The organism is Streptomyces lunalinharesii, assembly GCF_039532155.1.
Lineage (GTDB): Bacteria > Actinomycetota > Actinomycetes > Streptomycetales > Streptomycetaceae > Streptomyces > Streptomyces lunalinharesii.
Genome location: NZ_BAAARK010000044.1, coordinates 17,851 through 34,166, shown reverse-complemented (window position 1 = coordinate 34,166; position 16,316 = coordinate 17,851). Strand labels below are relative to the sequence as shown.

At 76.6% G+C, this 16,316-nt stretch carries 1 protein-coding gene; it reads left to right on the top strand.

Annotated features, from left to right (window positions below):
* Window positions 1-5: 5 nt before the first annotated feature.
* On the top strand, window positions 6-16,301 hold the full coding sequence (locus tag ABD385_RS35820) for a type I polyketide synthase (protein ID WP_425585555.1): 16,296 nt from the start codon (window positions 6-8) through the stop codon (window positions 16,299-16,301).
* Window positions 16,302-16,316: the final 15 nt, after the last annotated feature.

The following is a 16,316-nucleotide window of genomic DNA, read 5'->3' as shown; positions in this document are numbered from 1 at the left end:
GATTGGTGGAGCAGACGATGAACGCGCCCGACACCCCAGACAACAACGTAGTCACCGCCCTGCGCGCCGCGGTCAAGGAGACCGACCGGCTCCGGCGGCAGAACCGGATGCTGGTCGCGGCGGCCAAGGAACCGATCGCCGTGATCGGCATGGCCTGCCGCTTCCCCGGCGCCGTCAACTCCCCCGAAGCGCTCTGGGAGACGGTCGCCGCCGGCACCGACGTGATCTCCGGCTTCCCCGAGGACCGCGGCTGGGACCTGGCGGCCCTGCGCAACAGCAGCACCGACGCCCGCGACACCGAGGTCAGTCAGCGCGGCGGGTTCCTGGACTGCGTCGCCGACTTCGATCCCGGGTTCTTCGGGATCTCCCCGCGCGAAGCGGTCACCATGGACCCCCAGCAGCGGCTGCTGCTGACCACCGCCTGGGAAGCCGTCGAGCGGGCCGGCCTCGACGCCACCACCCTGCGCGCCACCCGCACCGGCGCGTTCATCGGCACCAACGGGCAGGACTACGCCTACCTGCTCGTCCGCTCCCTGGACGACGCCACCGGCGACGTCGGCACCGGCATCGCCGCCAGTGCCGCCTCCGGACGCCTCTCCTACACCCTCGGTCTCGAAGGCCCCGCGCTGACCGTCGACACCGCCTGCTCCTCGTCGCTGGTCGCGCTGCACCTCGCCGTGCAGGCGCTGCGCGGCGGCGAGTGCACCATGGCCCTGGCCGGTGGCGTCAACGTGATGGCCACCCCGGGCTCGCTCGTCGAGTTCAGCCGCCAGGGCGGACTGGCCAGGGACGGCCGCTGCAAGGCGTTCGCCGACGCCGCCGACGGCACCGGCTGGTCCGAGGGCGCCGGCGTGCTGCTGCTGGAACGGCTCTCCGACGCGCAGCGCAACGGCCACCCGGTGCTCGCCGTCGTCCGCGGCTCCGCCGTCAACCAGGACGGCGCCTCCAACGGCTTCACCGCGCCCAACGGCCCCTCGCAGCAACGGGTTATCCGCCAGGCGCTCGGCAACGCCGGCCTGGCCCCGTCCGACGTGGACGCCGTCGAGGCGCACGGCACCGGCACCCCGCTCGGCGACCCCATCGAGGCGCAGAGCATCCTGGCCACCTACGGCCAGGACCGCACGCACCCCCTGCTGCTCGGCTCGATCAAGTCGAACCTGGGCCACACCCAGGCCGCGTCCGGCGTCGCCGGCGTGATCAAAATGATCATGGCGATGCGGCACGGGGTCCTCCCGGAGACCCTGCACGTCGACCGGCCCTCCACGCACGTCGACTGGACCGCCGGCAACGTCGAACTCCTCACCGACGCCCGCCCCTGGCCCACCACCGGCCGCCCCCGCCGCACCGGCGTCTCCTCCTTCGGCGTCAGCGGCACCAACGCCCACGTCGTCCTCGAACAGGCCCCCGACGCCGATGCCCCGGCCGCCCCCGACGCCCCCGCCCGCACCGCGCGGGCCCTGCCGTGGCTGCTCTCCGCCCGCACCGGGCCCGCCCTGCGCGACCAGGCCGCCGCCCTCCTCGACCACCTCGACGCCGACCGCGCGCCCAGCGCGCTGGACACCGCCTTCTCCCTCGCCACCACCCGCGCCGCCCTGGAGCACCGGCTCGCCGTCGTCACCGGCCCGGACGGCGCGGCCGGCCGCGCCGCCCTCACCGCCTGGCTGGCGCACGACACGGCCGCCGACAGTCACGAGGGACACGTCGCCGGACGCACCCGCCGGGCCTTCCTCTTCTCCGGCCAGGGATCCCAACGCCCGGGCATGGGGCGCGAGTTGTCCGCACGCTTCCCGGTGTTCGCGCAGGCCCTCGACGCCACCGTGGACCTCCTCGACGCCGAACTGGGCGGCGACCTGCGCACGGTCATCTGGAGCACCGACGACGCCGCCCTGAACGAGACCGGCTTCGCCCAGCCGGCGCTGTTCGCCGTCGAGGTCGCGCTGTACCGCCTGCTCGAATCCTGGGGCCTCACCCCGGACTTCGTCGCCGGCCACTCCATCGGCGAGATCGCCGCCGCACACGTCGCCGGGGTGCTCTCCCTGGCCGACGCCTGCACCCTGGTGGCCGCCCGCGCCGGCCTCATGCAGGCGCTGCCCCGCGGCGGCGCGATGATCGCCGTCGAGGCCACCGAGGACGAGGTGACGCCGCTGCTCACCGACGGCGTCGCGATCGCCACGGTCAACGGCCCGACCGCGCTGGTGGTCTCCGGCGACGAGGCCGCCACCCTCGCCGTCGCCGCCCGCCTGGCCGAATCGGGCCGCCGCACCACCCGGCTCCGCGTCAGCCACGCCTTCCACTCGCCGCTGATGGACCCGATGCTGGCCGCGTTCCGCACCGTCGCCGAGGGCCTGACCTACCACGAGCCGCAGATCCCGGTGGTCTCCCACCTCACCGGCACGCTCGCCGCCGCTGGCCAGCTCGAAACCGCCGACTACTGGGTCCGGCACGTCCGCGAGCCCGTCCGGTTCGCCGACGGCGTCCGCGCCCTCACCGCCGCCGGCGTCGGCCTCCTCCTCGAACTCGGCCCGGACGGCACGCTCGCCGCACTCGCCCAACAGTCCGCCCCCAACGCCGTCACCGTGCCCCTGCTGCGCAAGGACCGCGACGAGGAGCGGTCCGCGGTCACCGCGCTGGCCCGGCTCCACACCGCCGGCGCACCGGTCGACTGGACGGCGTTCTACGCCGGCACCGGCGCCCGCCGCACCGACCTGCCCACCTACGCCTTCCAGTACGAGCGCTACTGGCCCAAGACCACCTACCGGCCGGCCGACGCCACCGGCCTCGGACTGACCGCCGCCGACCACCCGCTGCTCGGCGCCGCCATGTCCGTCGCCGGCTCCGACGAACTCCTGCTGACCGGCACCCTGTCACTCGCCACCCACCCCTGGCTCGCCGACCACGCCGTCGGCGGCATGGTCCTCTTCCCCGGCACCGGCTTCCTCGAACTGGCCGTCCGTGCCGCCGACCAGGTCGGTTGCGACCGCGTCGAGGAACTCATGCTCGCCGCCCCGCTGGTCCTGCCCGCCACCGGCTCCGTCCAGATGCAGATCGCGGTGGGCACCGCCGACCCGGACGACGGCAGCCGCGACCTGCGGTTCTTCACCCGGCCCGGGGACGACCCGGACGCCGCCTGGACCCAGCACGCCACCGGCCGGATCGCCGAGGGCGCCCACGTCCTGCCCTTCGACACCACCATCTGGCCGCCCCGCGACGCGCAGGCCCTCGACCTCGACGGCCTCTACGACCGCTACCGCGCCAACGGACTCGCCTACGGCCCCGTCTTCCGCGGCCTGCGCGCCGTGTGGCGCCGGGACACCGACATCTACGCCGAGGTGGCACTGCCGGACGGCGTCACCGACGCCGACGCGTTCGGCCTGCACCCGGCCCTCTTCGACGCCGTCCTGCACGGCACCCTCTTCGCCTCCGCCGACGGCGACGACCGCAGCCTGCTGCCATTCGCCTGGAACGGCGCCTGCCTGCACGCCTCCGGCGCGAGCGCCCTGCGCGTGCGGATCACCGCCTGCGGCACCGACGCCGTGGAGATCACCGCCGTCGACCCGCAGGGCCGCCCGGTCATCTCCGTCGAATCCCTCACGCTGCGCGCCGCCGGCCCCGACGCCGGCACCGAGGACCGGTCCGACGTCAACTCCCTCTTCCGCATGGACTGGACGCCCCGCACCGTCCACGCCCCCGCCACCCCCGCCACCTGGGCCGTCCTCGGCGCCGACCCGCTCGGCCTGACCGCGGCCCTCACCGCCGCCGGCCCCGACACCGTCGCGGACCTCCGCGCGCCGGTCACCACCCTCACCGCGCTCACCGCCGCCGACGACCGGCCGGTGCCCGACGTCGTCGCGGTGGCGCTGCGCGGCGCCACCGACCGCGGACCGGGAGCCGCCCACGACCTGGCCCGCACGGTCCTGGCCCTGCTCCAGGAATGGCTCGCCGAGGACCGGTTCGCCGGGTCCCGGCTGCTGCTCGTCACCCGCGGCGCCGTTGCGGACGGCGAGAGCGGCCCGGACGACCTGGCCGCCGCCCCGCTCTGGGGCCTGGTGCGCGCAGCCCAGTCCGAGCATCCCGGCCGGCTGCTGCTCGTCGACCTCGACGACGCCCCGGAGTCCGCCGCCCGGCTCCCGCTCCTGCCGGCCCTCTTCGACACCGACGAACCCCAGGCCGTGGTCCGCGCCGGCACGGTCCGCGTCGGCCGGCTGGCCCGCCTGGAGTCGGGCCGCGGCCTCGTCCCGCCGGCCGGCACGCCGTGGCGCCTGGGCAGCCGCGCCAAGGGCAGCCTCGACGGCCTGGCGCTGCAACCCCACCCCGAGGCCCGGCGCCCCCTCACCGGCCATGAGGTGCGCGTCGGCGTCCGCGCGGCCGGCCTGAACTTCCGGGACGTGCTCAACGCGCTCGGCATGTACCCCGGTGATGCGGGGCTGTTCGGGTCGGAGGCGGCCGGTGTGGTCGTCGAGGTCGGGCCGGACGTCACCGGCCTCGCCCCAGGCGACCGCGTCATGGGCATGCTCTTCGGCGGCTTCGGGCCGCTCGGCATCACCGACGCACGCCTGCTCACCCCCGTTCCCGACGGCTGGTCCTGGGAGACCGCTGCCTCCGTGCCGCTGGTGTTCCTGACGGCCTATCACGCGCTGGTGGAGTTGGGCGGGTTGCGGGCGGGGGAGAAGGTGCTGGTGCATGCCGGTGCCGGTGGTGTGGGCATGGCGGCGATCCAGATCGCCCGTCATTTCGGTGCCGAGGTGTTCGCGACGGCGAGCGAAGGCAAGTGGGGGGTGTTGCGGGAACTCGGCGTGGCCGAGGACCACCTCGCCTCGTCCCGGACCCTGGACTTCGCGACCACCTTCGCCCGGACCGCCGGGGACGGCGGCCTCGACCTCGTGCTGAACGCGCTGTCGGGCGAGTTCGTCGACGCCTCGATGGGGCTGCTCGGTCCCGGCGGCCGCTTCCTGGAGATGGGCAAGACCGACATCCGCGAAGCCGACACCCTCCCGGACGGCCTCTCCTACCAGTCCTTCGACGTCGGCACGGTCGACCCCGCCCGCATCCAGGAGATGCTGCGCGACCTCGTCGACCTCTTCGAGTGCCGCGCCCTCACCCCGCTGCCGGTGCGCAGTTGGGACGTGCGTCGCGCCGGCGAGGCGTTCCGCCACATGAGCCTGGCCCAGCACGTCGGCAAGCTCGTGCTCACCGTGCCCCGCCCGCCCGACCCCGACGGCACCGTCCTGATCACCGGCGGCACCGGCGGCCTGGCCGGCCTGCTCGCCCGCCACCTGGTCACCGAGCACGGCGCCCGCCACCTGCTGCTCGCCGGCCGCCGCGGACCCGACGCGCCCGGCGCCACCGCACTCCACGCCGAACTCACCGCGCTCGGCGCCGACGTCACCGTCGCCGCCTGCGACGTCGCCGACCGCCCCGCCCTCGCCGCGCTGCTGGCCACCGTCCCCGACGCGCACCCGCTGACCGCCGTCGTGCACACCGCCGGCGTCCTCGACGACGGCATCCTGACCTCCCTCACGCCCGACCGCCTCAGCTCCGTCCTGCGGCCCAAGGTCGACGCCGCCTGGCACCTGCACGACCTCACCCGCGAGCACGACCTGACCGCGTTCGTGCTGTACTCCTCCACCGCCGGCGTCTTCGGCGGCCCGGGCCAGGCCAACTACGCCGCCGGCAACGCCTACCTCGACGCGCTCGCCGCCCACCGCCACGCACGCGGCCTGCCCGCCACCTCGCTCGCCTGGGGCGCCTGGGAGCAGGGCGCCGGCATGACCGGCCGACTCGGCGACCAGGACCTGCACCGGGTCAGCGACGCCGGCGGCCAGCCGCTGCTCTCCGCGGCCCGCGGCCTCGCCCTGTACGACGCCGCCACCGCCGCCGACGCACCGCTGATCGTCCCCCTCGGCCCGACCGGCGGCACACCGCCCGCCGGAGCCGCCGTCCCCGCGGTGCTGCGCGGCCTGGTCCGTACCGGCGGCCGCCGCGCCCGGGCCGGCTCCGCCGGCGTGCTCCGCGCCGGCCTGGCCGAACGCCTGGCCACCCTCGGGGAGGACGCCCGCCGCCCGTTCCTCGTGGACCTGGTGCGCGCCGAAGCCGCCACCGTCCTCGGCCACGGCTCCGCCGAAGCGGTCGACGCCCGCCGGGAGTTCCGGCAGCTCGGCTTCGACTCGCTGACCGCCATCGAACTGCGCAACCGCCTCGGCAAGGCCACCGGCCTCACCCTGCCGGCCACGCTGATCTTCGACTACCCGACCCCCGAACGGCTCGTCGACCACCTCCACGAGGCCCTCCTCGGCGCGGACGCCCCGGTGCCCGTCACCGCCACCGCACCGGCCGACGCGAGCGACCGCGACCCGATCGTCATCGTCGGCATGAGCTGCCGCTTCCCCGGCGGCGTCGGCTCGCCGGAAGACCTGTGGGACCTGGTGGCCGCCGGCACCGACGCGATCACCGGCTTCCCCGCCGACCGCGAGTGGGACCGCCACCCGCCGCTCGGCCAGGCCGCGGGCGCGCTGGCCGGCCGGGGCGGCTTCCTCCGCGACGTCGCCGACTTCGACGCCGCGTTCTTCGGCATCTCGCCGCGCGAGGCCCTCGCCATGGACCCGCAACAGCGCATCCTCCTGGAGGTCGCCTGGGAGGCCGCCGAACGCGCCGGCATCGACCCGCAGACCCTGCGCGGCAGCCACACCGGCGTCTTCATGGGCGTCAGCGGCCAGGACTACGCCGGCCTGGTCATGCGCTCCCGCGACGACATCGCCGGCCACGCCACCACCGGCCTCGCCGTCAGCGTCGTCTCCGGCCGCCTCGCCTACGCCCTCGGCCTGGAGGGCCCGGCCCTCTCCGTGGACACCGCCTGCTCCTCCTCCCTGGTCTCCCTGCACCTGGCCGCCCAGGCACTGCGCGCCGGCGAGTGCACCATGGCCCTGGCCGGCGGCGTCACCGTCATGACCACGGCCGCCAACTTCACCGGCTTCTCCCGGATGGGCGGCCTCGCCCAGGACGGCCGCTGCAAGGCGTTCTCCGACTCCGCCGACGGCACCGGCTGGTCCGAAGGCGCCGCGGTACTCGTCCTGGAACGCCTCTCCGACGCCCGGCGCGCCGGCCACCGCGTCCTCGCCGTGGTCCGCGGTTCCGCCGTCAACCAGGACGGCGCCTCCAACGGCCTGACCGCGCCCAACGGCCCGGCCCAACAGCGGGTCATCCGCCAGGCACTCGCCAACGCCGGCCTGTCCCCGACCGACGTGGACGCCGTCGAGGCGCACGGCACCGGCACCCCGCTCGGCGACCCCATCGAGGCCCAGGCACTGATCGCCACCTACGGCACCGACCGCGACCCCGAACTGCCGCTGCTGCTGGGGTCGGTGAAGTCCAACATCGGCCACACCCAGTCCGCCGCCGGCGCGGCCGGCCTGGTCAAGATGGTCATGGCCATGCGGCACGGCACGCTGCCGCAGACCCTGCACGTCACCGCACCGTCCTCGCACGTGGACTGGTCGGACGGCACGGTGCGGCTGCTCACCGAAGCGACCCCGTGGCCGCAGACCGACCGGCCCCGCCGGGCCGGGGTCTCCTCGTTCGGCATCAGCGGCACCAACGCCCACGTCGTCCTGGAACAGCCACCGGCCGAGCCCGCCCCGGCGGAGCGCTCGGCACCGGCCGTGGTGGCCTGGCCCGTCTCCGCGCGGACCCCCGCCGCCCTCGAAGCGCAGGTGGACCGGCTGCGCACGGCCGCCACCACCCTCCCGCCCCTGGACGTCGCGCACGCCCTGGCCACCGGCCGCACCCGCTTCGAACACCGCGCCGTCCTGCTCGCCCCCGGCGCCGCACCGACGACCGACGGCGCCGACCTGACCGAGGTCGCCCGGGGCACCGCGACCCCGCACCGCACCGCGTTCCTGTTCTCGGGCCAGGGGGCCCAGCGGCTCGGCATGGGACGGGAACTGCACGCCGCGTTCCCGGCGTTCGCGTCGGCGTTCGACGAGGTCGTCGCGTTGCTGGACGCGGAGCTGGCCGCGGGGCCGGGCGCCGACGGGTCCCTGCGCGCGGTGATGTGGGGCGATGACGACGGGGCCTTGGACCGGACGCTCTTCACCCAGCCGGCGTTGTTCGCGGTGGAGGTGGCGCTCTTCGGGTTGGTGTCGTCGTGGGGGATCCGGCCGGAGTACGTGGCGGGCCATTCGGTGGGCGAGGTCGCCGCCGCGCAGGTGGCCGGCGTGCTGTCGTTGGCGGATGCCTGTCGGCTGGTGGTGGCGCGGGCCCGACTGATGGCCGCGTTGCCGGCGGGCGGGGTGATGGTGGCGGTGGACGCCGCCGAGCCGGACGTGGTGCCGTTGCTGGTGGACGGCGTGGCGATCGCCGCGGTCAACGGGCCGGCGTCGGTGGTGGTTTCCGGCGCCCAGGCGACTGTCGCGGGAGTGGTCGATCGGCTGGTGGAGCGTGGCCATCGGGCCCGCCGCCTGCCGGTCAGCCACGCGTTCCACTCGCCGTTGATGGATCCGATGCTGGACGCCTTCCGGTCCGCGGTGGCGGGCCTCGACTTCGCGGAGCCGCGGATTCCCGTGGTGTCCAACGTGACCGGTGCGGTGGCCGCGCCGGGCGAGTTGTCGCAGGCCGAGTACTGGGTGCGGCACGTGCGGGCCGGCGTCCGGTTCCACGACGGCGTGCGGACCCTCGCCGAACGGGGTGTCACGGCGTTCTTGGAGGTCGGCCCGGACGGGGTGCTGTCCGCACTGACCGCGGCTGCGTTGCCGGACGGGGACGCCGTGGTGGTACCCGTCCTGCGCAAGGGCCGGGACGAGCCGACCGCCCTGCTCGCCGGCCTCGCCCGGCTGCACGTGGCCGGCGTCGACGTCGACTGGAGCGCCGCGCTGGCCGGCACCGGGGCGCACCCCACCGACCTGCCGACCTACCCGTTCCAGCGCGAGCGGTTCTGGCCGGAGCTGGCCGCCGAGCCCGGCACCGCGGACGCCGCCGACACGCGGTTCTGGGCCGCGGTGGAACGCGCGGACGTGTCCGAGCTGGCCGCCCGCCTGGCCGTCGACGACGAGCAGCTCCGCACCGTCCTGCCCGCACTGTCCGCCTGGCGCACCCGGCACCGCGCCGACGCTGCCGCCAACGCCCTGCGATACCGCGCCGGTTGGGAGCCGCTGGCCCTCAACGGCCCGCGGCACCCCGGCGGCACCCTGGTGCTGGTGCCCGCGGCCCTGGCCGACGACCCGTGGAGCACCGCGGTCGTCGCCGCCCTCGGCCCGGACACCCACCGGGTGGACGTGCCGACCGACGGCACCGACCGGGCCGGGCTCGGCGCCCTCCTCACCGCGGCGGCGCAGGACGCCGCCCCGACCGCGGTGGTCTCGCTCCTCGCGCTCGACGAGACGGCCGGCGACGACGCGTTGCCGGCCGGCACGACCGCCACCGCCGCACTGGTGCAGGCCGTCGCCGACACCGACTGCCCGGCCCCGCTGTGGGTCGTCACCCGCGGTGCCGTCGCGGTGCTCCCGGCCGACCTGCCGACCGTCCCCGCCCAGGCCGCCGTCTGGGGCCTGGGCCGGGTCGCCGCCCTCGAACTCCCGGACCACTGGGGCGGGTTGATCGACCTGCCCGCGGAACTCGACGAGCGCACCGCACGGCGCCTGCCCGCCGCCTTGGCCGGCGCAGGCGACGAGGACCAGATCGCGCTGCGCGCCACCGGCGCCCACGGCCGTCGCCTCACCCCGGCGCCCGCCCCCGAGGGCGCGCCCGACGCCGCCTGGCAGCCGACCGGCACCGTCCTGATCACCGGCGGCACCGGGGCGCTCGGCCGGCACGTGGCCCGCTGGCTCGCCGCCCGCGGCGCCGACCACCTGCTGCTGCTCGGCCGCCGAGGCCCCGACGCACCCGGCGCCGCCGAGCTGACCGCCGAACTCACCGCCCTCGGCGCCCGCGTCACCCTCGTGGCCTGCGACGCCGCCGACCGGCAACAACTGACCCGGGTCCTCGCGGACATCCCGCAGGACTGCCCGCTGACCGCCGTGGTGCACGCCGCCGGCGTCCTCGACGACGGCGTGCTGACCGGCCTCACCCCGGACCGCTTCGCCCCCGTCTTCCGCGCCAAGGTCGCCTCCGCCGTCCTCCTCGACGAGCTGACCCGGGACACCGACCTGGCGGTCTTCGCCCTGTTCTCGTCCGTCGCCGGTACGGTCGGCAACCCCGGCCAGGCCAGCTACGCCGCCGCCAACGCGGTCCTCGACGCACTCGCCGAACGCCGCCGCGCCCAGGGCCGGCCCGCCACCTCGCTCGCCTGGGGCGCCTGGGCCGGCGACGGCATGGCCGCCCGGCACACCCGCCCCGGCGCCGACCCGGTCGGCCTGCTCGACCCGGACGTCGCCGTCCCGGCCCTGGCCCGTGCGGTGACCGAACCGCAGCCCACCCTCGTCCTCGCCGACCTGGACCAACCCCGCCTGTGGGAATCGCTGCTGGCCCGGCGCCCCAGCCCGCTCCTGAGCCGGCTGCCGGCAGCCCGCACCGCGGCCCGCGCCGTCCAGGAGGCGCACCGCCGACACACCGGTGCCGCGGCCGACCTGCGCGACCAACTGGCCGGCACGGCCGCCGCCGACCGCCCGGCCGCCCTCCTGCGCGTCGTCCGCAGCACGGCCGCCGCGGTCCTCGGCCACACCGGCGCCGACGCCATCCGGGCCGACAAGCCCTTCCGCGACCTCGGCTTCGACTCGCTGACCGCGGTGGAGCTGAGCAGCACCCTGGCGGCGACCACCGGTCTGGCCCTCCCGCCCAGCCTCGTCTTCGACCACCCCACACCGCGGGCGCTCACCGACCACCTCCTGGCCGAACTCACCGGCGCCCGGCCCGAAGCGGCCGCCGCGACACCGCCGGCCCCGGCCACCGCGCCGCACGACGACCCGATCGTCGTCGTCGGCATGGCGTGCCGCTTCCCCGGCGGCGTCACCTCGCCCGAGGACCTCTGGCAGCTGCTCATCGAGGGCCGCGACGGCATCGACGCGTTCCCCACCGACCGCGGCTGGGACCTCGACGTGCTCGCCGGCGACGGCCACGGCCACAGCGCCACCCGGGTGGGCGGATTCCTCCACGACGCCGCGGACTTCGACGCCGGCTTCTTCGACATCTCCCCGCGCGAAGCCCTCGCGATGGACCCCCAACAGCGGCTCCTGTTGGAAACCGCCTGGGAGGCCGTCGAACGCACCGGTACCGACCCGGCCCGACTGCGCGGCACCCGCACCGGCGTCTTCGTCGGCACCAACGGCCAGGACTACGCCGGCCTCGTGCTGCGCGCCCAGGAGGACGTCGAGGGGCACGCCGGGACCGGACTGGCGGCCAGCGTCCTGTCCGGCCGGCTCGCCTACGCCTTCGGCTTCGAGGGCCCCGCGGTCACCGTCGACACCGCCTGTTCCTCGTCGCTCGTCGCCCTGCACTGGGCCGTCCAGGCACTGCACGCCGGCGAGTGCACCATGGCCCTGGCCGGCGGCGTCACCGTCATGACGACCGCCACCGGCTTCGCCGGCTTCACCCGCCAGGGCGGTCTGGCACCCGACGGCCACTGCAAGGCGTTCGCCGACACGGCCGACGGCACCGGCTGGTCCGAGGGCGTGGGCGTCCTCGTCGTCGAACGCCGCTCGGACGCGCTCCGCAACGGTCACGAGATCCTGGCGGTGGTGCGCGGCTCGGCGGTCAACCAGGACGGTGCGTCGAACGGTCTGACGGCGCCCAACGGTCCGTCCCAGCAACGGGTCATCCGCCAGGCACTGGCCGGCGCCGGCCTGTCCCCGTCCGACGTGGACGCCGTCGAGGCGCACGGCACCGGGACCACCCTCGGCGACCCGATCGAGGCCCAGGCACTCCTGGCCACCTACGGCCAGGACCGCGACCACGACCGCCCACTGTTCCTCGGCTCGGTGAAGTCCAACCTCGGCCACACCCAGGCCGCCGCCGGCGCCGCCGGCCTGATGAAGATGGTGCTGGCCCTCCGACACGGCACGCTGCCACGCACCCTGCACGTCACCGAGCCCTCGACCCGGGTCGACTGGTCGGCGGGCGCGGTGCGGCTGCTCACCGAGCCCGTCGCCTGGCCCGAGGGCGAGCGGGTGCGCCGGGCCGGGGTCTCCTCGTTCGGCATCAGCGGCACCAACGCCCACGTCATCCTGGAACAGCCGCCGGCCGAACCCGCCCCCGCGGCCCCCGCCGACCACCCCACCCGGACGCCCGCCGTCCTCCCGTGGGTCGTCTCGGCCCGCTCGGCGACCGCGCTCGACGCGCAGCTCGCACGGCTGCGGGCGTTCGCCGCCGAGCGCCCGGGCCTGCCGCCCGCCGACGTCGCCCACTCGCTCGTCACCGGCCGCGCCACCTTCGAGCACCGGGCGGTCCTGCTGGCCGGGCCCGACGGCTTCGCCGAGGTCGCCCGCGCCGAGGCCCGGGAACGCAGCACCGCCTTCCTCTTCTCGGGGCAGGGCGCTCAGCGGCCGGGGATGGGGCGGGAACTGCACGCCACCTTCCCGGTGTTCGCGGCGGCCTTCGACGAGGTCGTGGCCCTGCTGGACGCGGAGCTGGGCGCCGCCGACGGCGAGCGGGCGTCCCTGCGGGAGGTGATGTGGGGCGAGGCGACGCAGCTGTTGGACCGGACGCGCTGCACTCAGCCGGCGTTGTTCGCGGTGGAGGTGGCGCTGTTCCGGTTGGTGTCCTCGTGGGGGGTCCGGCCGGAGTACGTGGCCGGGCATTCGATCGGCGAGATCGCGGCGGCCCACGTGGCCGGGGTGTTCTCGTTGGTGGACGCGTGCCGCCTGGTGGTGGCGCGGGCCCGGCTGATGGACGCCTTGCCGGCGGGCGGGGTGATGGTCGCGGTGGAGGCGGCCGAGGCGGAGGTGGCGCCGCTGCTCGTCGAGGGGACCGCGATCGCCGCGGTCAACGGGCCGGTGTCGGTGGTGGTCTCCGGTGCGGAGGCGCCCGTGGGGCAGGTCGTGGAGCAGTTGGTGGAACGAGGCCGGCGGACCCGTCGACTGACGGTCAGTCACGCCTTCCACTCGCCGCTGATGGACCCGATGCTGGACGACTTCCGGGCCGTCGCCGAGAGCCTGGAGTACCACCCGCCGCGCATCCCCGTGGTGTCCAACGTGACGGGCGAGGTGGCCGCGGCGGAGGAGCTGTGCGCGGCCGACTACTGGGTGCGGCACGTCCGGGCGACCGTGCGGTTCGCCGACGGCGTCCGGACCCTGGCCGGGCACGGCGCCACCGCGTTCCTGGAGATCGGCCCGGACGGCGTACTGTCCGCCCTGGCCGCGGCCTGCCTGTCCGACCCGGACGTCGACGTGGTGCCCGCCCTGCGCAAGGGCCGCCCCGAGGAGCACACCGTCCTCACCGCCGCCGCCCGACTCCACGTCGCCGGCGTGGACGTCGACTGGACCGCGGTCCTGACCGGTACCGGCGGGCGGCGCACCGCCCTGCCCACCTACGCCTTCCAACGCGAGCGGTACTGGCCCTCGCTCGCCGCCCAGGCGCCCGGCGACGCCGGCGGGCTCGGCCTCGAAGCCGGCCGGCACCCGCTGCTCGGGGCCGCGACCACGGTCGCCGGATCCGCGGAGATCCTGCTCACCGGCCGCCTGTCGACCGCCGCCCAACCGTGGCTCGCGGCCTACGAGGAGGACGGCCGCACCGTCCTGCCGGCCGCGGTCCTCGCTGAACTCGCCGTCCGCGCCGGCGACCAGGCCGACTGCCCGACGGTGGCGGAACTGACCGTCGCCGCACCGCTCGTCCTCACCGGCGCCGGGGCCCAGCGCCTCCAGGTCCGGGTGGCCGCCCCCGACGTCACCGGCCGGCGCGCGCTGTCCGTGCACGCCCGACCCGACGACGCCCCCGACGGCCCCTGGACGCTGCACGCCACCGCGGTCCTCACCCACGACACCCCGCAGCCCCCGACGCCGGACCCCGTCTGGCCGCCGGAGCGCGCCGTGCCGCTCGACGCCCCGCCCACCGCCACCGGCCCGGCCGCGATCGCGGCTGCCTGGCAGTGGGGCGACGCACTCTGCGCCGAGATCGAACTGCCCGAACCCGGCCCGGCGGAGCGGGCGTTCGCACTGCACCCGGCGCTCCTGGACACCGCGGTCCGCGCCGGCGGCCTGCTGGGCGGCGACCGGACCCTGGACGCCCTCGGCTGGCGGGGCCTCGCCCTGCACGCCGCGTCCGCCACCGCCCTGCGGGTCCGCCTCACCCCGGACGGCGCGGACGCCTGGGCCCTGGAAGCCACCGACCCGCAGGGCGCTCCGGTCGTCTCCGTCACCGGGCTCACCCTGGGTACGCCCCCCGCCGACCGGTCGGGGGCGGGGACGGCCGACGACGGCGCGACCCTGCTCGACCTGGACTGGGTGCCCGCCCCGCAGGCCGCGCACACCGGCGGCGCCCCCCTCCGGCACGCCGTACTCGGCGACCAATTCACCGATGCAGTAGGGGAGTTGTGGGCAGCCGGCGACGGGTCCGAGCGCTTCTCGTCACTGGCCGCGCTGCTGGACGGCGCTGCACCACTGCCCCCGCTCGTCCTCGTGCCGGTGCTCGGCGCGCCGACCGCGGACGGCGACCTGCCCGCCGCGATGCGCGCCACCACCACGGCGGTGCTGGAACTTCTGCAACGCTGGACCGCCGACGCCCGCACCGCGGACGCCCGCCTGGTCGTCGTCACCCGCGGCGCCGTGGCAGCCGGCGCGGAGGAGGTGGCCGACCTGGCGGTGGCCCCGGTCTGGGGCCTGGTCCGCTCGGCCCAGTCCGAACACCCGGGCGGTTTCCTCCTCCTCGACCTCGACCCCGCCGACCCCGCGGGCGCCGTCCGCGCCGCCGCACCGGGCGCCCTGGCGGCCCTCCTCGACGCGGGCGAGACACAGGCCGCGGTGCGCGGCGGTGCGCTGAGTGTCGCCCGACTGGTCCGCGCCGTCGACGGGCCGGACGCCACCGCCCCGCACCCGGTGCGGGCCTGGGACCGGGACGGCACCGTCCTGCTCACCGGCGGCACCGGCGGACTGGCCGGCGTCCTGGCCCGCCACCTGGTCACCGGACACGGCGTCAAGCACCTGCTGCTCGCCGGCCGCCGCGGCCCGGACGCGCCCGGAGCGACCGCGCTGCGCGACGAACTGGCCGGACTCGGTGCCGAAGTCACCGTCGCCGCCTGCGACGTCGCCGACCGCACCGCGCTGGACGCGCTCCTCGCCCAGCTGCCGCCGGAGCACCCGCTGACCGCCGTCGTGCACACCGCCGGTGTGCTGGACGACGCCACCGTGGCCGCGCTGACGCCCCAGCGGATGGACGGCGTGCTGCGCGCCAAGGCCGACGCCGCCTGGCACCTGCACCAGGCGACCCGCGACCTCGACCTGGCCGGCTTCGTCCTGTACTCCTCGGTCGCGGGCGTCACCGGCGGCCCCGGCCAGGGCAACTACGCCGCCGCCAACGCCTTCCTCGACGCGCTCGCCGCCCACCGCGCAGCGCGGGGCCTGCCCGGCCTCTCGCTGGCGTGGGGGCCGTGGGGGCCGGACGCCGGCATGACCAGCACCCTCGGCGCCGCCGACCTGGCCCGCCTGGAGCGCTCCGGCATGCCGCCGCTCACCCCCGCCCAGGGCCTCGCCCTCTTCGACGCCGCCGGCGCCCGGAGCGCGGCGCTCACCGTGGCGGCACGCCTCGCCCAGGGCCCCGCCGCACCGGGCGACGGCCAGGTCCCCGCGCTGCTGCGGGCCCTGGTGCGCGGCCGGCGCCGCACGGCCGCCGCGGCCGGAAACGGCGGGGGACTGGCCCGACGCCTGGCCGCCCTGGACCCCGACCAGCGCAACCAGGCACTGCTCGACCTGGTCCGCACCGAGACGGCCGCGGTCCTCGGCCACACCGGGCCGGACGCCGTACCGGCCGAACGGGACTTCAACCGGTTGGGCTTCGATTCGCTGATGGCGGTCGAACTGCGGACCCGGCTGGCCGCGGCCACCGGGACCCGACTGCCGGCCGCGCTCGTCTTCGACCACCCGACGCCGGTCGCCCTCGCCCGGCACCTGAACTCGACGCTGCCCGGCGCCCCGACCGCCACCACCGGCCCCCAGCGGTCCCCGCTGGCCGAACTCGACCGCATCACGGCCGAGTCGACGCCGGACGCCGTGGACGACACCACCCGCCAAGGCGTCGTCGGACGGCTACGGCACCTGCTGGCCCAATGGGACGGCAGCCGGCGGGACGACGACGGGCCGACCGTCGACGCCCGCCTCGAAGCGGCGAGCGCCGACGAGGTCCTCGCCTTCATCGACCACGAACTCGGCCGGCAGGCGGACTCCTGACCCGCTCGACCCCCG